This window comes from Burkholderia pyrrocinia (assembly GCF_018417535.1).
Taxonomy (GTDB): Bacteria; Pseudomonadota; Gammaproteobacteria; order Burkholderiales; family Burkholderiaceae; genus Burkholderia; species Burkholderia pyrrocinia_E.
In genome coordinates, this window is sequence record NZ_CP070977.1 from 3,128,371 (window position 1) to 3,150,803 (window position 22,433).

At 57.9% G+C, this 22,433-nt stretch carries 14 protein-coding genes and 3 rRNA genes; 13 read left to right on the forward strand and 4 right to left on the reverse strand.

From position 1 onward, the window contains the following. Positions 1–176 precede the first annotated feature (176 nt). The 3 genes from JYG32_RS14515 to JYG32_RS14525 all read left to right on the forward strand — a co-directional run bounded on the left by JYG32_RS14515 (position 177) and on the right by JYG32_RS14525 (position 1,691). Entirely contained in the window at positions 177–617 is a 441-nt protein-coding gene (locus JYG32_RS14515) for a hypothetical protein (protein WP_213263909.1), read from the forward strand. A gap of 54 nt (positions 618–671) precedes the next feature. Beyond that, positions 672–893, forward strand: a complete 222-nt coding sequence (locus tag JYG32_RS14520; protein ID WP_249744551.1) for an Imm74 family immunity protein — start codon at positions 672–674, stop codon at positions 891–893. Positions 894–1,016: 123 nt separating this feature from the next. Then, complete coding sequence (locus JYG32_RS14525) at positions 1,017–1,691, forward strand: hypothetical protein (protein WP_213263911.1); 675 nt, start codon at positions 1,017–1,019, stop codon at positions 1,689–1,691. 930 nt (positions 1,692–2,621) lie between these two features. Here JYG32_RS14525 and JYG32_RS14530 read toward each other — a convergent pair. Then, positions 2,622–3,380, reverse strand: a complete 759-nt coding sequence (locus JYG32_RS14530) for an anti-sigma factor family protein (RefSeq protein WP_213263912.1) — start codon at positions 3,378–3,380, stop codon at positions 2,622–2,624. Next, a complete protein-coding gene (locus JYG32_RS14535; protein WP_213263913.1) occupies positions 3,377–3,898 on the reverse strand; it encodes a sigma-70 family RNA polymerase sigma factor in 522 nt (173 codons plus the stop codon). Before JYG32_RS14535 ends, JYG32_RS14530 begins: the two co-directional genes overlap by 4 nt. Before the next feature lie 157 nt (positions 3,899–4,055). On the opposite strand from JYG32_RS14535, the gene JYG32_RS14540 reads away from it, so the two are divergent. The 5 genes from JYG32_RS14540 (at position 4,056) to rrf (ending at position 11,150) form a co-directional block, all read left to right on the forward strand. Then, positions 4,056–5,144: a catalase family peroxidase gene (locus JYG32_RS14540; protein WP_213263914.1), complete on the forward strand. Its 1,089-nt coding sequence runs from the start codon at positions 4,056–4,058 to the stop codon at positions 5,142–5,144. Then, positions 5,144–5,674, forward strand: a complete 531-nt coding sequence (locus tag JYG32_RS14545; RefSeq protein WP_213263915.1) for a cytochrome b — start codon at positions 5,144–5,146, stop codon at positions 5,672–5,674. Before JYG32_RS14540 ends, JYG32_RS14545 begins: the two co-directional genes overlap by 1 nt. A gap of 412 nt (positions 5,675–6,086) precedes the next feature. Beyond that, positions 6,087–7,619, forward strand: a 16S ribosomal RNA gene (locus tag JYG32_RS14550). A 381-nt stretch (positions 7,620–8,000) separates the two neighbouring features. Beyond that, positions 8,001–10,882, forward strand: a 23S ribosomal RNA gene (locus tag JYG32_RS14555). A gap of 155 nt (positions 10,883–11,037) precedes the next feature. After that, positions 11,038–11,150: ribosomal RNA gene (gene rrf, locus JYG32_RS14560) — 5S ribosomal RNA — on the forward strand. Together the 16S, 23S and 5S rRNA genes form the textbook arrangement of a ribosomal RNA operon. Positions 11,151–11,400: 250 nt before the next feature. Here rrf and JYG32_RS14565 read toward each other — a convergent pair. Next, the gene (locus JYG32_RS14565) at positions 11,401–11,646 is read right to left on the reverse strand and encodes a SymE family type I addiction module toxin (RefSeq protein WP_077189471.1); all 246 of its coding nucleotides are present in this window, start codon (positions 11,644–11,646) and stop codon (positions 11,401–11,403) included. Positions 11,647–12,575: 929 nt separating this feature from the next. On the opposite strand from JYG32_RS14565, the gene JYG32_RS14570 reads away from it, so the two are divergent. From JYG32_RS14570 to JYG32_RS14585, 4 genes are read left to right on the forward strand one after another with little or no spacing between them, the layout of a single operon-like run. Next, positions 12,576–14,087, forward strand: coding sequence for an ATP-binding protein (locus tag JYG32_RS14570; protein ID WP_213263916.1), 1,512 nt, complete (start codon positions 12,576–12,578; stop codon positions 14,085–14,087). Further along, positions 14,084–16,789: a Z1 domain-containing protein gene (locus tag JYG32_RS14575; RefSeq protein ID WP_213263917.1), complete on the forward strand. Its 2,706-nt coding sequence runs from the start codon at positions 14,084–14,086 to the stop codon at positions 16,787–16,789. The genes JYG32_RS14570 and JYG32_RS14575 overlap by 4 nt, the downstream gene beginning before the upstream one ends. Next, positions 16,773–17,738 (forward strand): PD-(D/E)XK motif protein, encoded by a 966-nt coding sequence (locus JYG32_RS14580; protein ID WP_213263918.1) that lies wholly within the window; start codon positions 16,773–16,775, stop codon positions 17,736–17,738. The genes JYG32_RS14575 and JYG32_RS14580 overlap by 17 nt, the downstream gene beginning before the upstream one ends. After that, entirely contained in the window at positions 17,728–19,770 is a 2,043-nt protein-coding gene (locus JYG32_RS14585; protein WP_213263919.1) for an AIPR family protein, read from the forward strand. The genes JYG32_RS14580 and JYG32_RS14585 overlap by 11 nt, the downstream gene beginning before the upstream one ends. A 51-nt stretch (positions 19,771–19,821) precedes the next feature. On the opposite strand, the gene JYG32_RS14590 is transcribed toward JYG32_RS14585, so the two are convergent. Beyond that, the gene (locus JYG32_RS14590; protein ID WP_213263920.1) at positions 19,822–21,378 is read right to left on the reverse strand and encodes a DNA cytosine methyltransferase; all 1,557 of its coding nucleotides are present in this window, start codon (positions 21,376–21,378) and stop codon (positions 19,822–19,824) included. Positions 21,379–21,420: 42 nt separating this feature from the next. Between JYG32_RS14590 and JYG32_RS14595 the strand changes: the two genes are divergently transcribed. Next, positions 21,421–21,864, forward strand: coding sequence for a very short patch repair endonuclease (locus JYG32_RS14595; protein ID WP_213263921.1), 444 nt, complete (start codon positions 21,421–21,423; stop codon positions 21,862–21,864). The last annotated feature ends 569 nt before the right edge of the window (positions 21,865–22,433 follow it).

Sequence of the window (22,433 nt, forward strand, 5' to 3'; positions counted from 1 at the left end):
ATACGAACCCTGTTAACACCTTTGGATAAGCACAGTCCGGCGACTGTGATTCGCGCAGGATATGCACTGCGTGCGTGAACAGAAGAACGAAGCGACAGGGTGTGGGCCATGCGGACGAGGTGCGAACCGCAGTGTCTGTAGAATCGCCGGCATTCAGGATGCGAAGTTCTTGCGACATGGCACTTGCGATTCGGGTTGACTGGCAAAGCGGCGCGGTTCATGCGGACCGTGCTCGCATCGAAGTCGGAAGCGATGGGCAGTTGGGTGAGGACATTCATCGCTTGTGCTCATCGGCGCAGCCGTTGAAGAACGGTGCGGTGCGTTATCGCCTGTCGCAGAAAGTCACCTTCGGCGGTCATCCGGCTGAATGCGTAATCGACATGACCGAAGGGCGGCTGGCGAGCGTGACAATCCTGTTCGACTCGATCCGCTTCCTCGACGCGAGCATCACCGAATCGAAGATCGTTCGGTCAATTGCGAGGTCATCTGGATTGACGGTGGTGAGCGAGCACCCTGCGGTCGCCAGGCTCGAACCGTGTGCGTGGGGAGTCGCCGAGTTTCGCTACGATCCGAGGCAAGGGGATTTGAGTTTCGAGATGCGATGTCGTGACGGCTGAATCACGCGAGGCAAAACGATGACGTACAAGGTCCTGACGGTGTCGCGCGGTGCAATGGTGCTGTCCGATGGCGAGCACACTGTCCGGGTGCTTGGCGAAGCGCTGCTGCCGGCCGCGGACGACGGTCCCGCATTCGTCGTCTACATCGATTCAATGAAGTACGTGGAGCCGATACACGACAGCGAGACAATCGATGTCGTCACGCGGCAGGCCGTGATTTCGGCGATTGCCGCACATTTCTCGTCGCGACGGACGACGGTCGACTTTGAATCCTGATCCAGCGACGATGAAAACCGACACGATGAAACCGAAAAAAGAGCAGGGCGATGCGAGCCGCGCTCGCAACGGGAGCCGGTGATGGGACCGATCGTTTGCCATCGGCACGGATACGATCACGTGATGACGACTTCGACGGGCCTTGCCGCGCGCATTCGGTCGCGTGGGCAGTTCATTCCCGGCGAACTCGTGAAGGTCTCGCTCGATCGTCGGAAGGGCAGCCGAGCATTGTGGATGCTGCGTGCCGAGCTCGACACGCACGAGGTCGATGCGATCTTTGTCGATAACGTCGCGCATGTGAAAGCGTTTCCGAAGATCGCGGCGCTCGAGCGTTTGCGCGCGTATGTGTGTTCGACATGCCTGGACGAGCTGCTCGTGCGCTCAGGCGAGGAGCCGTATAAACCGACTGCGAAGGAGCAGGCCTTCGATACGTCCGTCGTTGCGGCGAATGCGAAATGGCCGCGCGGTTTCGCGCGATGCGAGCTTCACGGGTTGATTCTGCCGACGCGCACGTCGCCGGATATCGAAGCAGCGATCCTGTCGATCGACGTGATTCGCGATTGCCATGTCGTGCAGGTGATTGATGGCACCGTGAAGCACGATTCCCGATACTGGTTCAGCGAAGCGTTTCTGCGCAAGGTGCTCGGGCCCGATGTCGGGATCGAGCGATCGATGCTCAGGCTCGATGACGAGGCGGTGTTCCAGAAGCTGAGGCACGCGGGTGAACTGGTTTGTCGAACCTGCCTGCGCGATGTGTTGAAGCGCAGTGGCTTGAGCGACGACGGCACGCCGGCGTGAACGCAGCGGAGCGATCATGACGTTCATGCAGCCGGCGCCGGTGGGCGAGGATTCCTTCGGGACGTCGATTCAGTACGTCGTCTCTCCGGAAAACGGCGAGATTTTCAGGATTTATCGGGCCAAGTGACTTGGGTGGCGGTGAAAGTGTCCTGCGTTCGTGTGTGGATAACCGGCACGCAAAACGATTCGTAACGCTGTGCATTTTGTTGGTGAGCGTGCGTTCGGATTGCAGGCAGGGCGCGGATTCCAGCAAATTCCGATCGGGACAAACCAATCCGAATACGTGCACGCACGACTGGATGGAAGGCTGTCGATCGCGTGCGGAAAATCCATCGCGTGTCTTGCCGCTGTCGACAGGCGGGATGTGGACAACCCGCATGCGGAATCAGTCAAATCCCTGTGCATCGGATGGGTGAGCATCTTGCCTTCGACAAGATGCATCAGCCCGAGGGCCTTGCCTGTCCGGGCTTTGCAGGATTTGACCAGATGATGTGGATAATTCTCGAGCAACGCTCCGTGGTTGAATGTCTTGTGGATATCGAGAATTCAAGGAACTCGAAACCCTGTGCATTCAACCGGTGAGCGTAATCGAACCCGGTGCAGGCATTCGTTTTACCGCAAGGGTTGTGGATATCGCAGCTCCAAAACAACCCGAAACGCTGTGCTCGCCAGAGGTGAGCAAGCCGACCGACGACAGCCCGCGGCATCACCATGATCGATGTGGATATCCTGTTCCGCGGCGACTCGAAACCCTGTGATTTTAAAGGTGAGGGTGCCGAGCGCGTTTCGATGTGGACAACCGACCAGCAAAGTCAGTCCAAACGCTGTGCATTCGAGCGGTGAGCGTGAGCACGCTCAAGCCAGCCAAGCCTCACCGTTTGGGCCGCCGGTGGCCACCGACGACCACCAGCGCGGCGCGCATTGTACTGCTCAAGTCTGCTGATCGAGCGCCTGCACGACCGCCTTTTCCCCAAGACTGCCGGCCGGCCCGACCACCGCATAGTTGAGCCCGTTCACCGACCCATACCGCGCGAGCAACGCGCCATCCGCGCGTTGCCCGGCCGGCAGCAGCCGATGTGCCGATTCCGCTGGACGGAGATAGAAGCTCAGCGTTCGCCCGGCACCGTCCTCGTAGAGCACCATCGCAGCCGTGCCCCCACTGTCCGTCGTGAACAACCGTCCGCCGACCGGCCTGAACCCCGCCGCGCTCAAATCCGGCAGCCGTGCGGAAGCCCCGACACGCTTGGTGAGCCACCCCTGCAAATCCCTCGCACCCGTCGGCCGATAATCCACCTTCGCCGTTTGATCGACCACCATCATCTTGTAGGCCTCGACCGCATCGCTCATCGGCGCGACAGCCGGCGCCGCGTTCCACCCGCGCGCCTGCCACCCGCCAAACGTCCCCAGCCCGACGCAGAACACGAACGAAGCCGCCATCGCAAACCGCATCCGCGAGCGCTCCGCCCGCCGTGCGCGAATCGCCGCCGGATCGAGCGCGGGGTTATCCGCCGGCATTCGCACGATCTCGAGCGCAGCCCTCAACCGCTGCGCATCCTGCTGCCATTGCTTCACCTGTTCCGCGCGCTCCGGATGCAGCGCGAGATAACGCTCGACCGCGGCGCGCGCATCGTCGTCGAGCTGGCCGTCGACATAGGCCTGAAGGTCGTGTTCGTTCGGAGGGGTATTCATTTCTTCATCAATCGCAAAGAAGGAGCGGGAAGCTCGCCGTCGCTGAGCTGGCGCAGCGCCTGGCGCGCGCGGGAGAGCCGCGACATCACGGTGCCGATCGGCACGTCGAGCAGGTCGGCGACTTCCTGATAGGTGAAGCCCTCGACCGCGACGAGCAGCAGCAGGCTGCGCTGCTCGTCGGAGAGGCGGCCGAACGCTTCGAGCGTCGCGCGCGCCGCGAATTCGCGTTCGGCGGACGGCCAGTGCGCTTCGTCGTCGCTCCGGATGCGGCCGAGCAGCCATGCGTAGCGCTTCGCGTTGCGTTTGCCGTCGAGAAACTGCCGGTAAAGGATCGTGAAGAGCCAGCTGCGCAGCGACGCGTCGTCGCGGCGGCTCGTCCAGCGCGACAGCGCGCGCTCGAGCGTCGACTGAACGAGATCGTCGGCCGCATGGACGTCGCGCGCCAGCCAGAGCGCGAAGCGTCGCAGCCTGGGGAGGAGTTCGCGCAACGCGTCGTCGTCGAGAGCGGTGGAGGGCATGGCCGGGCCGGTTGCCGAAAGGGTCGAGATGCCGCGTAGGACGCCGGTCGGCGTCGATTATTCCATCAAGCATAGGAAAAAATTTTTCGTGGAATAAAGCGGCGCGGGTGGCGTCCTACGCGGGTTCGACAATGATCTGACGATCGGGAGTGCATCCATGAAGCAATCTTCCTCTTCTTCGCCGCAGCGCGAGCCCGGGCGCGGGTGGTGGCGCTGGGCCGCGATCGGCGGCGCGGTGGCCGGCGTGGCCGTCGCGTTCGGGTATGCCGGCGGGTGGCTCGCGCCGGCCCGTCTGACCCCGCAGCGGCTCGTCGACGCGCTGCAGACCAACAGCGGCGTCCATCCAGGCTACCGGCGCAATCACGCGAAGGGCGTGTGCGTGACCGGTTACTTCGAAGGCAACGGGGCCGCGAGCGCGTATTCGGTCGCGCCGTTTTTCAAGGCAGTGCGCACGCCGGTGATCGGGCGGTTCGCGTTGCCGGGCGGAAATCCGTATGCGCCCGACAGCAGCGTGCCGATCCGCAGCCTCGCGCTGAAGCTCACCGCGCCGGACGGCGAGCAATGGCGGACCGGGATGAACGCGATGCCCGTGTTTCCGGTGGCGACGCCGCAGGCGTTCTACCAGCAGACAGTGGCGACCCGGCCCGATCCGAAGACGGGCAAGCCCGATCCGGCGAAGGTGAAGGCGTTTTTCGGCGCGCATCCGGAGACGTCCGCGTTCCTGCAGTGGGTGAAGGGTGCGAAACCGAGCGCGAGCTACGTCACCGAGAGTTATTACGGGTTGAACGCGTTCTACTTCGTCGATGCGGCGGGCAAGCGCCAGGCGGTGAGGTGGCGGGTCGTGCCGGAGCAGACGGCCGGCGCCGGGGACGTCGCGACGGCCGCGGATCCGAACGTGTTGCAACAGGACGTGACGCAGCGCATCGCGGCGGGTGCGCAGAAGTGGAAGCTGCTGGTCACCCTGGCGGAGCCCGGCGATCCGGTGGACGACGCGACGAAGGTCTGGCCCGCGCAGCGGACGACGATCGATGCGGGGACGCTCGTGCTCGACCGCGTGGAGGTGCAGGACAGCGGGCCGTGCCGGGATGTGAATTACGACCCGACGGTGCTGCCGCAGGGGATTCAGGTGTCGGGGGATCCGTTGCTGGCGGCGCGGTCGGCGGCATATGCGGATTCGTATCTGCGGCGGACCAGTGAAGAGGCTGGGGTGGCGGGAGTGGCCAAGTTGAGTTCGGAGGGGCGGTGATGAAGACTTCTACGACATTTAGTCTGCCGGCAAGGATGCTGCATTGGGTGATGGCCGCGATGATCGTCGCGATGCTGTTTATCGGAGTGGGGATGGTTTCGTCTGTCTCCGAGCGGCATGCGGTTTTGGTGGCGATTCATAAGCCGCTGGGTATCGCCGTGCTGGTGCTTGTTTGCGTGCGGATCGTGGTGCGGTTTTTATCGAAGCCGCCGGCGTTGCCTGAAGACTTGCCGTGGTGGCAGAAGGTTGCCGCGCATGGGTCGCATCTCGTGCTGTATGCGCTGATGGTCGCGATGCCGTTGATCGGGTGGGCGATGCTTTCGGCGGGCGGGTATCCGGTGACGCTGGGCGATGGCGTGCAGTTGCCGGCTCTGGTTTCGGCTGATCCCGTGACGTTTGCGTGGCTCAGGGTCGCGCACCGGGTGCTGGCTTACCTGTTCTTCGCCACGTTCCTCGCGCACTTTGCGGCGGCGCTGTATCACGGGTTGATTCGGAGGGATGGCGTGGTGAGGGCGATGGTGGGCCGGTGAGCGACGGAAGGTTGCGTTCGCTGCGGCGGGGCGGTTCGTGGGCTACCGGCGTACCCGCGTTGCCGCCTCTATGCCACCGGCTGCAACCCCGTCGATTCCCGGCTCCACCTCCTGCCAAAAAAATGTTTCAAGAATTTTTCAAAAAGTACTTGACGGCGAAGTCGGGGAAAACCATAATTCGGCCTCTCTTGATTGAGACGCGAAACAAACGAGACGTTTGAAACGCGACGTTCTTTAAAAATTAACAGCCGATAAGTGTGGGCGCTTGATGGAAGCGAGCTGATCCTCGGATCAGAAAGCGAAAGTATCAAGAGTCTCACACTAAAGTAAGTCAGGTTTATGAAGTGATTCATATACCTGTCAGCTTTGAGTGAGCGACCGGTTCGAAAGAACCGAAAACAGTAACAGGTTTAAACTGAAGAGTTTGATCCTGGCTCAGATTGAACGCTGGCGGCATGCCTTACACATGCAAGTCGAACGGCAGCACGGGTGCTTGCACCTGGTGGCGAGTGGCGAACGGGTGAGTAATACATCGGAACATGTCCTGTAGTGGGGGATAGCCCGGCGAAAGCCGGATTAATACCGCATACGATCTACGGATGAAAGCGGGGGACCTTCGGGCCTCGCGCTATAGGGTTGGCCGATGGCTGATTAGCTAGTTGGTGGGGTAAAGGCCTACCAAGGCGACGATCAGTAGCTGGTCTGAGAGGACGACCAGCCACACTGGGACTGAGACACGGCCCAGACTCCTACGGGAGGCAGCAGTGGGGAATTTTGGACAATGGGCGAAAGCCTGATCCAGCAATGCCGCGTGTGTGAAGAAGGCCTTCGGGTTGTAAAGCACTTTTGTCCGGAAAGAAATCCTTGGTTCTAATACAGCCGGGGGATGACGGTACCGGAAGAATAAGCACCGGCTAACTACGTGCCAGCAGCCGCGGTAATACGTAGGGTGCGAGCGTTAATCGGAATTACTGGGCGTAAAGCGTGCGCAGGCGGTTTGCTAAGACCGATGTGAAATCCCCGGGCTCAACCTGGGAACTGCATTGGTGACTGGCAGGCTAGAGTATGGCAGAGGGGGGTAGAATTCCACGTGTAGCAGTGAAATGCGTAGAGATGTGGAGGAATACCGATGGCGAAGGCAGCCCCCTGGGCCAATACTGACGCTCATGCACGAAAGCGTGGGGAGCAAACAGGATTAGATACCCTGGTAGTCCACGCCCTAAACGATGTCAACTAGTTGTTGGGGATTCATTTCCTTAGTAACGTAGCTAACGCGTGAAGTTGACCGCCTGGGGAGTACGGTCGCAAGATTAAAACTCAAAGGAATTGACGGGGACCCGCACAAGCGGTGGATGATGTGGATTAATTCGATGCAACGCGAAAAACCTTACCTACCCTTGACATGGTCGGAATCCTGCTGAGAGGCGGGAGTGCTCGAAAGAGAACCGATACACAGGTGCTGCATGGCTGTCGTCAGCTCGTGTCGTGAGATGTTGGGTTAAGTCCCGCAACGAGCGCAACCCTTGTCCTTAGTTGCTACGCAAGAGCACTCTAAGGAGACTGCCGGTGACAAACCGGAGGAAGGTGGGGATGACGTCAAGTCCTCATGGCCCTTATGGGTAGGGCTTCACACGTCATACAATGGTCGGAACAGAGGGTTGCCAACCCGCGAGGGGGAGCTAATCCCAGAAAACCGATCGTAGTCCGGATTGCACTCTGCAACTCGAGTGCATGAAGCTGGAATCGCTAGTAATCGCGGATCAGCATGCCGCGGTGAATACGTTCCCGGGTCTTGTACACACCGCCCGTCACACCATGGGAGTGGGTTTTACCAGAAGTGGCTAGTCTAACCGCAAGGAGGACGGTCACCACGGTAGGATTCATGACTGGGGTGAAGTCGTAACAAGGTAGCCGTATCGGAAGGTGCGGCTGGATCACCTCCTTTCCAGAGCTTCTCGCAAAGTTGAGCGCTCACGCTTATCGGCTGTTGGTTAAGACAGACTGTCTGTCTGCGGTTAAACCGGCTATAGTGCCGGCCGCATTTTCCAATCTTCAATGACAAATATTCGAATGCAGTTTGTTCGAGTCTTTCTCATTGGCGATTGAGCCAGTCAGAGTGATACGTCTTACGTATCGGCTGTCGTTCTTTAACAATCTGGAAGAAGCAAGTAATTTGGATAGCGGAAGCGTCTTGAGATGGACGTGAAAGTTATCCGGGTTGTGATTGTATCGATGTATCTCAAGATGATTCGAACTCTATGTTCGACTCGATTGGAATACGGCACAACGCGAGAACTCAACCTGTAACGAGACAGACTCGTTATAGGGTCAAGCGAACAAGTGCATGTGGTGGATGCCTTGGCGATCACAGGCGATGAAGGACGCGGTAGCCTGCGAAAAGCTACGGGGAGCTGGCAAACGAGCTTTGATCCGTAGATGTCCGAATGGGGAAACCCGGCCCTTTTGGGTCATCCTGGACTGAATACATAGGTCCAGTGAAGCGAACGCGGTGAACTGAAACATCTAAGTAACCGCAGGAAAAGAAATCAACCGAGATTCCCAAAGTAGTGGCGAGCGAAATGGGATGAGCCTTGTACTCTTTATTTGTATTGTTAGCCGAACGCTCTGGAAAGTGCGGCCATAGCAGGTGATAGCCCTGTAGGCGAAAACAGTATGAAAGAACTAGGTGTACGACAAGTAGGGCGGGACACGTGAAATCCTGTCTGAAGATGGGGGGACCATCCTCCAAGGCTAAATACTCGTGATCGACCGATAGTGAACCAGTACCGTGAGGGAAAGGCGAAAAGAACCCCGGGAGGGGAGTGAAATAGATCCTGAAACCGCATGCATACAAACAGTCGGAGCCTCGCAAGGGGTGACGGCGTACCTTTTGTATAATGGGTCAGCGACTTACGTTCAGTAGCAAGCTTAACCGTATAGGGCAGGCGTAGCGAAAGCGAGTCCGAATAGGGCGTTCAGTTGCTGGGCGTAGACCCGAAACCAAGTGATCTATCCATGGCCAGGATGAAGGTGCGGTAACACGTACTGGAGGTCCGAACCCACTAACGTTGAAAAGTTAGGGGATGAGCTGTGGATAGGGGTGAAAGGCTAAACAAACTTGGAAATAGCTGGTTCTCTCCGAAAACTATTTAGGTAGTGCCTCGTGTCTCACCTTCGGGGGTAGAGCACTGTCATGGTTGGGGGGTCTATTGCAGATTACCCCGCCATAGCAAACTCCGAATACCGAAGAGTGCAATCACGGGAGACAGACATCGGGTGCTAACGTCCGGTGTCAAGAGGGAAACAACCCAGACCGCCAGCTAAGGTCCCCAAATATAGCTAAGTGGGAAACGAAGTGGGAAGGCTAAAACAGTCAGGAGGTTGGCTTAGAAGCAGCCACCCTTTAAAGAAAGCGTAATAGCTCACTGATCGAGTCGTCCTGCGCGGAAGATGTAACGGGGCTAAGCTATATACCGAAGCTGCGGATGCGAGCTTTGCTCGCATGGTAGGAGAGCGTTCCGTAAGCCTGCGAAGGTGCGTTGAAAAGCGTGCTGGAGGTATCGGAAGTGCGAATGCTGACATGAGTAGCGATAAAGGGGGTGAAAGGCCCCCTCGCCGTAAGCCCAAGGTTTCCTACGCAACGTTCATCGGCGTAGGGTGAGTCGGCCCCTAAGGCGAGGCAGAAATGCGTAGCTGATGGGAAGCAGGTCAATATTCCTGCACCATTGTTAGATGCGATGGGGGGACGGATCGCGGAAGGTTGTCCGGGTGTTGGAAGTCCCGGTCGCTGCATTGGAGAAGGCGCTTAGGCAAATCCGGGCGCGGAATTCAAGGGTGTGGCGCGAGCTTCTTAGGAAGCGAAGCAATTGGAAGTGGTTCCAAGAAAAGCCTCTAAGCTTCAGTCTAACGATGACCGTACCGCAAACCGACACAGGTGGGCGAGATGAGTATTCTAAGGCGCTTGAGAGAACTCGGGAGAAGGAACTCGGCAAATTGGTACCGTAACTTCGGGATAAGGTACGCCCTTGTAGCTTGATGCCCCTGCGGGCAAAGGGTGAAGGGGTTGCAATAAACTGGTGGCTGCGACTGTTTAATAAAAACACAGCACTCTGCAAACACGAAAGTGGACGTATAGGGTGTGACGCCTGCCCGGTGCCGGAAGATTAAATGATGGGGTGCAAGCTCTTGATTGAAGTCCCGGTAAACGGCGGCCGTAACTATAACGGTCCTAAGGTAGCGAAATTCCTTGTCGGGTAAGTTCCGACCTGCACGAATGGCGTAACGATGGCCACACTGTCTCCTCCCGAGACTCAGCGAAGTTGAAGTGTTTGTGATGATGCAATCTACCCGCGGCTAGACGGAAAGACCCCATGAACCTTTACTGTAGCTTTGCATTGGACTTTGAACCGATCTGTGTAGGATAGGTGGGAGGCTATGAAACCGGAACGCTAGTTTCGGTGGAGCCGTCCTTGAAATACCACCCTGGTTTGTTTGAGGTTCTAACCTTGGCCCGTGATCCGGGTCGGGGACAGTGCATGGTAGGCAGTTTGACTGGGGCGGTCTCCTCCCAAAGCGTAACGGAGGAGTACGAAGGTACGCTAGGTACGGTCGGAAATCGTGCTGATAGTGCAATGGCATAAGCGTGCTTAACTGCGAGACCGACAAGTCGAGCAGGTGCGAAAGCAGGTCATAGTGATCCGGTGGTTCTGTATGGAAGGGCCATCGCTCAACGGATAAAAGGTACTCTGGGGATAACAGGCTGATACCGCCCAAGAGTTCATATCGACGGCGGTGTTTGGCACCTCGATGTCGGCTCATCTCATCCTGGGGCTGTAGCCGGTCCCAAGGGTATGGCTGTTCGCCATTTAAAGAGGTACGTGAGCTGGGTTTAAAACGTCGTGAGACAGTTTGGTCCCTATCTGCCGTGGGCGTTGGATATTTGAAGGGGGCTGCTCCTAGTACGAGAGGACCGGAGTGGACGAACCTCTGGTGTACCGGTTGTCACGCCAGTGGCATCGCCGGGTAGCTATGTTCGGAAGAGATAACCGCTGAAAGCATCTAAGCGGGAAACTCGCCTTAAGATGAGATATCCCTGGGGACTGGATCCCCTTGAAGGGTCGTTCGAGACCAGGACGTTGATAGGTCAGGTGTGTAAGCGCAGTAATGCGTTCAGCTAACTGATACTAATTGCCCGTAAGGCTTGATCCTATAACAAGTCTGCCTTGTAGATGAGCGCCGTGCGATGCACGCGCTGCCATCCGAGAGAGACAAGTTGGATTCTCGTGTGTGATACACACAACCCAAGATTACTGCTTCTTCCCAGATTGGTTCTGTTGGCCACGCCAGCAGAACAACCCTCTTTGCCTGATGACCATAGCGAGTCGGTCCCACCCCTTCCCATCCCGAACAGGATCGTGAAACGACTCTACGCCGATGATAGTGCGGATTCCCGTGTGAAAGTAGGTAATCGTCAGGCTCCCTAAGCCAAGAACCCCCGCCCGACCAGGCGGGGGTTTTTGCATTGGTGCGGCGGAAATGGGCGTGAGGTGGCCAAACGCAATGCAGCCGGAGCTCGTGCTGAAAGGCACTATGGCAGCGAACCGGAGTTACCTGCCCGCTGCGATGGCAGAACGTCGCTTGTCACAGTTACTAACGGTTCGGAGTATCGGGCACCGAGCTTCCTAGACGGTGGTGACTCGCGACGCCCACCATGGGTAATGCGCTGATCACATCGGCGTGATGATGAGCCGCTTGTCCTCGACAGTAATCCGAACGCGTTCTCCAGCCTCGAATCCCGCGTCTTCAAGCCATACTCCAGCCAATTTGATCCACGGGAAGTACGTCGTGTTCAGTTTCCGGTGCGCTCTGATGGCACGGAGGACCCTAGACAAGGAATGATGGCGCGCTGACTCTTGAACAGTGACGAAGCGTTCCGTTACGACGGGGCGTGACTTATGATTGGCGTTAGCCATTTCCGACTCCTACGGTGAGTTGGTTGTGGTCAGCGGGTCGTATGGGTGGCAGCCCATGCGGCCCGCGCTTTTTTGCGGTGCTGCTGGTTCAGTCTACGCGAAGAAGAACGCTTTATGAGGCAAATACACGTGAACTGGCCGAACTGCATAGGGACCATTAGTCGTTCGGAATTTCGCGTTATTGAGCGATAGAGAGCGGACGCTACTATTGGCGGTTGCCGGTTAAAGTAGGAGCCGGCGTACTGGAATCGTTGCCGCGAACGTAATCGTAGTAAATATTCGGCACATGATTTTCCGCTAATGCACGGTACAACACGCGCAGCGTCAACGTCTGATGCGCAATCGCTCTTTCTCGATCGATACTCGGATATCAAACGCGTGCTCCCCATCGGGATTGGGCACCGAGGAAAAGCCTTCGCCGGGGCCACTTGGGCCGGCAAACAAATCTACTATGGGAAGCGCCATATTCGTTGGTGAAAGAATGTTCTCAGGTTAAGGCGAGGTTTTACCAAGTCCATCACGCGTGGTGGCTGGATTGCACACCCACTTGCAGCGATACCATTGACAAAGAGAGGCCAACGACTCCTGCTAGCGTTCAACACAAAACTTTTAGTTCATCACCGATTTCCGAAGAAGGTAGCCACAGTCGACCAGAGGGGGCCGAAGTTTCGCGATGGGCATTCGATCGAGACCGGCCACGAGCGGAATTTCAACCATTACGATCCGTTAACCTCTTTGCCTTTCGGATGCGTGCCCTCAGTTTAAGCGGACAGCTATGTAAAAAAATGTTACTTTTAGTGCACGGGGCTCGGTTGTGCTTGTTGCAGCAGGCGCTGACGACGCCTTGGGTGTCCCGATGCCGGGCACTGCTGCGCCTCTGAGCCTTCGCTCGTGCCTGCAGGTCCGCCTTCGGCCTACTGCTTGGCCAAATGAACTCGCACAACAAAGAAAATCTGGAAGAAGATTTCGACATCGTCGAACCTGAGGCCTCGAATCTCGTCGAGGCGCTCCGTGACATCGGCTACTCGCTCAAGTCCGCGGCCGCTGACATCATCGACAACTCCATATCCGCTTCGGCCCGCCACATCGACATCCGGTTCGGGTGGAGCGATAACCATCAGCCGTGGATTGCCATCATCGATGATGGCGAGGGCATGAGTGAAACGGACCTGGTCGAAGCCATGCGCCCTGGCGGAAAGGATCCGCTCGGCAAGCGAAGGGTCGATGACCTTGGGCGATTCGGCCTCGGCCTGAAGACTGCTTCCTTTTCCCAGTGCCGGGAGCTGACCGTCATTAGCCGCCAAGACGGTCCTATTGCTTGCCGGCAGTGGAATCTGGATTTGGTCAGGAAGTGCAACCACTGGGTATTGCGCCGTCCGGGAGCGTCAGAGATTGCGGGGTTTCCGGTCGATATCGCCGAGCTCGGCTCCTCGGGTACGATCGTGCTCTGGCGTCAGCTCGACCGTCTGGATTTGGGTGCAGACCCGAAGCACCATCACCAAGTGATGAACGAGCGCATCGCGACCATCTGCGACCACGTGGCCCTCGTTTTCCACCGGTTCATTACCGGCGAGCCGGGCAAGCCGAAGATCGCCTTCCGTGTTAACGGCTCGGCCATTGAAGGCTACGATCCGTTCAATTCCCGCCACCCGGCGACCATGCATCTCGGGGAAGAGGTGCTGGAGATCGAAGGCAAGACTGTGACGCTGTGTCCGTACATCCTGCCGCACCACAGTAAGGTCAGTACATCCGAATACAAGGCGCTGGGCGGTAAGGAAGGCTACCTGCGCGGTCAAGGCTTCTACATATACCGCAACCGCCGTCTCATCATCCACGGCACTTGGTTCCGCATGGCACGGCAGGAGGAGATCACGAAACTGGCGCGGGTCCAGGTCGACATTCCGAACACGCTGGACCACCTCTGGACGATAGACGTTCGCAAGTCGCGGGCCCAGCCGCCCGAAGCGGTCCGTCGGCGCCTGCGCGGCATTCTGGACCGCATCCGGGACAGCGCGAAACGGCCCTACACGCACCGGGGTACGGCAGCGCTCAATTCAGCCAGACAGCCCGTCTGGCTCCGGAGGCACCACAACGACCGTATCTCCTATGTGCCGAACCTTGAGCACCCACTGGTCGACGAGTTCCGCTCGGACCTGCCGACGGCTATGCGGCCTCGCTTTGACGGGATCATGGCAGTCATCGGCGCAACCCTGCCCTTCGCAACCTTGTTTAACGACATGGCTTCTCGCCCCAATGAGACCGATACGTCAAGGGAGACCACGGAGGCACTGGAGGCCCTTGCAGAGCTGCTGTACGGCGAAGGCGGGACCGATCCGGCAGAGATCGAAAGGGTCATGAGGATTACCGAGCCTTTCTGCTCGGCGCCCGAATTCGTTGCCCAGTACATTAAACGTCTTCACGCAAAGGAGAAGGGAGAGTGAGTCCACAGGAGTTTGAGAACCAAGTCAGAAGCAACCTGAACAATCGCACGTCCGTGACGCCGGACCTAATTCGCAGCGTGGTCCGGCTCACCCTGCAGATTCAGGGGGACGACGCTCCGCAGTTCGAAAGCGAGGACTTGTTTGTCGAGCAGATATCGCGTTCCATCGAGGAAAAGCTCGACCTGTCGATGCCGGATGCTGCTGTGGTGAAGCTGCCATTCAAGGAATGGCTTCCGGAGCGTCGCGCCGACACTGACCTGTTCTACTGGAACCGCTATCGTGATTGGCTTCTGCAGTCCGGGTTTGCCAAGGAAGTGGTCGGCACCATCGGCCGCGATACCGACAAGATCGTAGGCCTGCTCGAAAATCCCGAGAAGAACGGGCCTTGGAAGAGGCGCGGCCTCGTCGTAGGCCATGTACAGTCCGGAAAGACTGCCAACTACAACGGCGTTGTTTGCAAGAGTGCGGATTATGGCTACAAGGTCATCATTCTTCTCGCCGGCGTGCACAATAACCTGCGCAGCCAGACCCAGCAGCGGGTGGAGGAAGCCTTCATTGGCGTCGATACCGACAAGAAGGACCGAAATCTGCCGCTCAAGGACATTAAGACTGGTGTCGGCCGCATTTCCGATGTCACCCGCCTGCCGTTCAGTCTGACGTCGCGCGAACACGACTTCCGGAAGGATTCTGCAAAGGCGGCCACGTTTTCACTCAATGCGATCAGCGAGCCCGTTGTATTCGTCATCAAGAAGCAGGCAACCGTCCTGCAGAATCTTCACGAGTGGTTTCTTAGCCTGAATGACATCAAGGGTGGGAAGATTCAGGGCATTCCGATGCTACTCATCGACGACGAGGCCGACAACGCGTCGGTGAACGTGGCCAAGGGCGAGGGCGACCCGACGAAGATCAACGGGTTGATTCGGAAGCTGCTCGCGCTGTTCGAGCAGAACAGTTATGTCGGCTATACGGCGACGCCATTCGCCAACATCTTCATCGACCCCGATTCCAGTCATGCGATGCTGGAAGATGACCTCTTTCCCAAGGATTTCATCGTCAACTTGGATGCGCCGGACAACTACGTGAGCGCTGCCCGCATCTTTGGCGAGAACGGCGATCTCGCACATCTGGTCGAGTCGGTCTCCGACCATGTCGCGTGCTTTCCGGAGAGGCACAAGATTGAACACAAGGTCGAGACTCTCCCTTCCAGTTTGCTTGAAGCGGTGCGCCGCTTCGTACTGGGCCGTGCAGTACGCATTCTTCGCGGGCGAGGACAGGACCATTCGTCGATGCTGGTGAACGTCTCGAGGTTCAATTCGGTGCAGCGACAGGTCACTGCGCTGCTCACGAATTATCTCGAAGAAGTGCTGAATGCGGTCAAGCTCCATGCGGCGTTACCCGACCAGATGGCTCTGCGCGATCCCACCATGCAGGCATTGAAGGAAACATGGGACCGGTATCCGCCGTCCCAAGGTGAGACTTGGGAAAAAGCCAAGCGCGTGCTCGCAAACGGCGCTGGCGCGGTGGTGGTCAGGACGATCAACAACTCGTCTCCTGACCGTCTCGATTACCGGAACTACCGCGAAAATGGCCTGCATGTGGTTGCAGTTGGTGGCCTCAGCCTCTCCCGTGGCTTCACCCTCGAAGGATTGACCACGAGCTATTTCATTCGCAACTCCATCATGTACGACACGCTGCTGCAGATGGGCCGTTGGTTCGGCTACAGGGACGGCTACCTCGACCTATGCAGCATCTATATGACCGACGAAGCGGTCGGCTGGTATTCGCACATCTCGATGGCAATCGACGAGCTCAGGGCCGAGTTCAGATTGATGGAACAGCAGGGACGCAAGCCGGAAGAATTCGGTTTGAAAGTCAGAACCCATCCAGATTCCCTGATCGTGACGGCACGCAACAAGATGCGGACGGGGCGCAAAGTCGTCCACTCCGTTTCGCTGGCCGGACGACTGGTCGAAACGGTCTTCCTGAAGTCGGCGCCGTCGGTGATTGATGGCAACTTCAGAAAACTGCGGGCATTTGTCGAAGCGCTGGAGGCTGAGAAGGCGGCGCAATACAACGTCGAATCGGACCTTGGGTACCTGTGGTCTCAGATCAAGGCGGATGATGTTTGCCAGTTCCTGCAATCCTTCGAAAACCATGACGATGCAAGCGCCATCACCCAGTCCCGTCCCATTATCGAGTTCATCAAGGCCGACCCCCCAAATCTCGGTGAGTGGGACGTCTGCCTGTACACGCTGAAGAAAGGCGAGAAGGAGCAGGTGGGTCCCTTGCGCATCGTGCCGCAGGAACGCGCATGTGCGGTGAAGGGCGGCTGCTACCAGATTGGTGGCGCCAAGATGAGAGTTGCCTCCCGTGGCTCAGAACGAGTCGGTCTGACACCGGACCAGATTGACGCGGTCGCGGACGAAGCAGGAAACGCAAATGTGCCGGACGCTGCCTATCGGAGCCGACGGACGAGGCCGCTCCTGATGCTGCACGTACTCAATCTGTTCCGCCAAGGCGACGAGAACAAGGCTTCCTTGGCGAGATTGGTCTGTGCTTGGGGCATCAGTTTCCCGGGAAGCAAGGAAAAGGGGCGCGGAGCGGAAGTGGAATACATGGTGAATACCGTCTGGTGGCAAGAGCAGTATCAGGAACAGATTGAAGACGAGGACGACGAGGTCGCCAATGCTGTCGTCAACTAACCCGTGGTCCGGTATCGAAGCGACGGCCAAGGTCGGGGAGCTCCGTGCACGCCGTGCCGATGCAACGCATCCGTATGACTTCTTCTGGGCGCTTGATGCCAACGGACGCAAGCTGTTTTTGTACCGCGGGGCAGAACTTGATACCGATTGCCCGACCCCCAATCTGAAGGGCGTTGCTGTGGAACAGACTTCCGACCGGCTGATATTGCGGCTGATTGACGGCAGTACGGAAGATATCTTCGCTGCGTTCTGTCACAGTTTGCTTGAGCGTACAAGACGCGTTCCGTCGGCCACGCTGGTACCGGATGCCGTGCTGTCCCACGTGGAAAAGTGGCAGCGCTTCTTCGGCAGGTCGAATGCTGGGATTCTTGGCGACCTAGAGCTCCGCGGACTCTTCGGCGAACTCTCCTTTCTACAGTCGGAGCTCATTGCGCGGTTCGGGCACTCGGCAGTGCTGTTCTGGAACGGGCCGTTCGGAGCTCCTCAGGACTTCACTGTCGGTACGGCAGCGTTCGAAGTGAAGACAAGGCTGATAGGCGGACCGGCTGCTGTCACAGTATCGTCGGCACCGCAGCTGTGGCCATTGGGGGGGGCGTTGCATCTCGTGTGCTATGGGATAGGCGACGCTGCCGCGCAGGGAAATGCTGCACGATCGCCAGCGGCCCTCGTCGATGACATACGGGCTTGCTTGGCCAACTCTGAAGCACGCGACGCATTTGAGGACCGCCTGCTTCAGGCGGGTTACGTGGACCGCCCCGAATATGCAAATCGATTCTTTGCCATTTCTCCGGCGAGGTTCTTTGAAGTGAGGGAAGGATTCCCTCGTATAGTTGCCGAGCATGTTCCGGTTGGGGTGCGAAGCGTGCAGTATGTCCTAGAGCTGCAAGCCTGTCTGCCGTTTGAGAGCGAGCCTGATTGGACAACCATGGGAGCAAGCAGTGGATCTTGACGCGTTCCGCGAAGAACTGGCCCAGGACGTCTTCGTCCGGGCCGATACGTCCGAAAATTTCACCGACGAGGCGTTTGCCGAGGTCGTGGCCGATTACCTTGCGGAGGCCGGTTCCATCGAGGAGTTCATGCCGTGCAAGTACATCCATCGCGGCGTGCGCGTTGACGGGTACTCGCTCAACTGGGAAGACGGTTTGCTGGAGCTCTACGTTGTCGACCACAGACCGGGCAACAAAGTCGAGCGGATGACGAAAGCGGAAATGACCCAAGGCTTCAAACGCGCCGAGACGTTCTTCGAAAAGGCTAGCACAGCGTCATTCGTCGAACAGATGGAAGCTGCGCACCCGGCGTACGGCCTTGCCAAGACAATACTCGAGCAGGGTGACCAGATTCAGCGCGTCAGGTTTTATCTCCTGACGAATGCGCAACTGACCGGAAGTGTGAAGGAGCTTCCGTCCCGCCAGGAGAGCAGCCGGGAATGGTCGTACCGCATTTGGGACTTGGAACGGCTCGCACGCACAATTGGCACTGGGAAGCCGGAAGAAATCGTCGTCGATTTCGAAGAACTTTTTGGACAGGCGCTGGTCTGCCTTCCCGCCGACGACGGCAACAGCGAAGTGCGGTGCTTCCTTGCGGTGATTCCTGCAGATTGGCTGGCACGCATCTACGACCACTACGGAAGCCGATTGCTCGAGCAGAACGTGCGAACCTTTCTGCAAGCACGCGGTAAGGTCAATAAGGGAATTCGAAAGACCATACTCGACGAGCCGACACGCTTTTTTCCCTACAATAATGGCATCTCGGCTACTGCGGAAGAAGTGTCCGAGGAGCGGCATGGCGGCGTGACCTATCTGAAGAAAGTGAAAAACCTTCAGATTGTCAACGGTGGGCAGACCACCGCCTCAATCTTCAATGCATTCAAGAAGGACAAGGGGGCACCGATCGAGCAGGTCAGCGTGCAGATGAAGCTGTCCGTTGTACCCCCCGATATCGCATCGGAGCTGGTACCCAAGATTTCCCGGTTTGCCAACAGCCAGAACCGGATAAGCGACTCGGACTTTTTCTCCAATCACCCTTTCCATGTCGTCATCGAGAACCTTTCCCGTCGCCTTTCTGCGCCGGCGAAGGACGGTTCCCAGATACTCACCCACTGGTTCTACGAGCGCGCGAAAGGCCAATACGTCAATGCCGTCTCATACTTATCGGAAGCGAAGAAGCGCGAATTCCTGACTCGGAACCCCAAGAGTCAGGTCATCGACAAGACCGACCTTGCAAAGTACGTGCAGACATTCCGCTGTCTGCCGCACGACGTTAGCTTGGGCGGGCAAAAGAACTTCGCCAAGTTCGCCGAGTACATTGGAGCGGCTTGGGAACATAGCCAGCATGACTTCAATGAACTCTGGTTCAAGCGTGCTGTGGCGGAAGCCATCATATTCAGGCGAGCAGAGTCACTGGTGCTGCGGGCTTCGTGGTATGCGCAAGGCTATCGTGCCCAGACCGTCACGTATGGAATCGCAATGCTCGTTCGGAAGGTGCAGGAGATGAAGCTGGAGCTGGACCTGCAGCGCATCTGGCGTGAGCAGGGGCTCAACGAAGCGTTCGAGGACCAGCTCTTGGAGTCTTGCCGATTAGCACAGCAAGAAATAATCGACGGAGCGGCACGAAACAACGTCATCAACGTTACGGAATGGTGCAAGCGGAAAGCGTGCTGGGATGCGGCGCAGGTGGTGCGGTTTTCTCTGTCCAGCGCATTCGTGCAGCAGCTCAAGGAGCGTGGCGGTGAGCTCGCAGACACGAAGGACGCGAGGATTGAGCAGAAAGGCCTCAGCGAGGCTGAAGCCTACATTAGCGTGGTGAATGCCGGTTCGGGTTACTGGAAAAACGTCCGCCGCTGGGCCGGGGAAAGCGTCGATCTGAGGCCGTCTGATCTGACGATTCTGGATATCGCCTGTGCCATGCCGAGAAAGATACCGACAGAAAAGCAGGCCCTCAGGCTTGTTGAGATCCGCGGCATCTTTGATGGTGCCAAGTGATAGCAACGCAGCGCAAGTCGGAGCCAATCAGTGCGATTGGTCGGCGCCCTTCTACGCCGCCGCCGACTTCACGTATTGTTCGTCAATTGCGGCGACAATCGCGTCTGCAATCTTCTTTGCCAAAAGAGGCGGGACCGCATTCCCCACTTGGTGGTACTGCTGCGTGCGATTCCCCTGAAAGAAGTAGTCATCCGGGAAGGTCTGCAGCCTTGCCGCTTCCCGGACCGTCAGACTGCGGCACTGCTTGGGGTCGTAGTGGATGAAGTAGTGACCGTCCTTTGCAATGTGGCTGGTCACGGTCGTTGCTGAGCCGCCTGCGATTTGGACGCGGAAGCGGTCCGCAAACTTGCCGGTCTCCCAGTTTTCATGGTTCGGTTTCAATCCCGGCAAGCTGAACTGCTCGTGGCCTTTCGGTGAGTGATCATACTTCTCCGCAAACGCGGCGGCATAGACGTACCGAAGAAGGTCCTCTCGCATGTGGCCTCGGGCCTCGTGATTCAGCCAGACCTTGAGCTGCTTACTGGCACCGTACCATTTCTGAAGTTCAGGAACCGTGCATGATGCGCACGTGTACTTACCCGTCCTCAGTCCACCGGTCGAAAGTTCTGCGATTAATGAACGTCCATGCTGGCCAAGCTCCCTTGACAGCGGACGCAGCTGGCCGTCCTTGGCGGCCTCTTTCGCCAAGTGCTTGAGATGGTCTGAGAGCAGAGCCAGCCAAGTCTCGTCATCGTCCTTTCCCTTGCTTATTCGACTGCGAAGTTTCGGCAGCATCCCGATCGCTTGTGAGACGGTCGATCGTCTTGACATCGGTACTTGGTCAAGGGGGCGGGGCCACACGTCAAGGTCGTCCCGGACGCCAACAAGGATCACGCGGTGCCGGGCCTGCGGAATACCATGTTCTTCGGCACGGACAATGAAATCGCGGGCATCGATCTCGTCTGGATTCATGTCACGGCTGTAATGGGTGTCGCTTGACATGGAGTGGATGCGATAGCCACCACGCGCCAAGTCGCTCAGAATGCTGTGAAATATCTTCTGTCCGTTTACGGACGACGAAAGGATGCCTTTCACGTTTTCCATTACAAATACCGATGGACGGTAACGCTGGATGATGCGCAGGTATTCACGGTAAAGGAAGTGGCGGTGATCATTCTCTGGCCGGTAGTCCTTCTTGCCTCGATTGCGCGCCCGCCCGACCAGTGAGTAGGCCTGACAGGGCGGGCCACCAATCAGCACCCAGAAGACGTCCGGTCCGATGCCGTTATGCCGGATGTTTTCGTCCAGAATTCTGTTGTCCTTCGACTCGCCGAGCGTGAGCTGCAGCGCTTCTCTGCCTGCCTCTTCCCACGCATCGAGAGTGGTAGCATCGTATGGCACTTCTGCTTCACCGTTGCAAAAGCGGTAATATGGAGCAAGCGCGCTGTCGCCGCTCCTCTTCAAGATCCGGTAGAACGCACGCAGCCGCAGTGTCGCGTGGGCGGATTGCTCCATTTCAGCGGATACGGCAATGCGAAACGGTTGCCCCTCGGCGGATGAAAATCCCTCCCCTAGGCCTCCGGGACCTGCGAACAGGTCGACGATTGGAATGTGGCTGATGAGGCTCATTTCTTTCTAAGTTAGTTTCTTCGCCAGCCAGGATACCAGGATATGGACGTCGTCGACAAGGCCACGCGTTCCCGGATGATGTCAGGAATCCCATCCAAGGATACGAAGCCGGAGATGACCGTGCGTCGATTCTTGCACCGGCGCGGATTCAGGTACACGCTGCACGACAAGAAACTGCCTGGGCGGCCGGATCTTGCACTGCCGAAGTACCGGACTGCCATCTTCGTCCACGGCTGTTTCTGGCATCGCCATCTAGGATGTAGGTACACGACCACCCCGCGGTCCAACGAACAGAGCTGGCAAACGAAGTTCGAGGCGAACGTGTCTCGGGACACGAAGAGTGTCGAAGCGTTACGAGCTGCTGGCTGGTCGGTAATTATAATTTGGGAATGCGGGCTCCGTGGGGCGAATGCGGTGGCCCACCTCGAGTGGCTGCCTGACATCATCTCCAGAATGCCGGACGCGGTTTATGAATGGCCGGCTTGACTGCTGAGATTCTCGCGGTGGTGCCACCACACGCCCCCGGATTCAGACGGGCACCGTTGGACAACATCGGAATAAAAAAACCGTGAAGCCTTGTGCTATCACGGGTTGCAGGATTCCCGAGGATGCTCTCGGATAGGTGTTTGGTGCCAGCTGCAGACTCACACTCGCCACCTGACGATTACAAATCAACTGCGAGGCTGACGCTTTGACCAAGCGGCTCGAAAACTCTGAAGAGGGCTGTTACTCGACGGCTTGTCGCCCCCCAGCAAATTCCGTGTTTCCCCGCAACAGTGCAGGGAATCGGAATTCATTGGACTGCGTTCCTCGAAAAATCAATAGCTTGCTAACGAATTCGGTCGGCAGTTCCGGTCCACCCGAACCGAATTAGTGAGACTGCGCGGATTTGGCACGCAAATTCGTTAGACTGGTATTTAGGCCCTTGCTGCTACAGCTTGAGCGCGGTGGCCGGCAGATTCATGGGCGGGTTGGACACCCGGCCACGAAATGACTCTTCGATCCGACCGTGCTCCAGATGACCACCATCTGCGTGTGGAGCACGCCATGAAAAC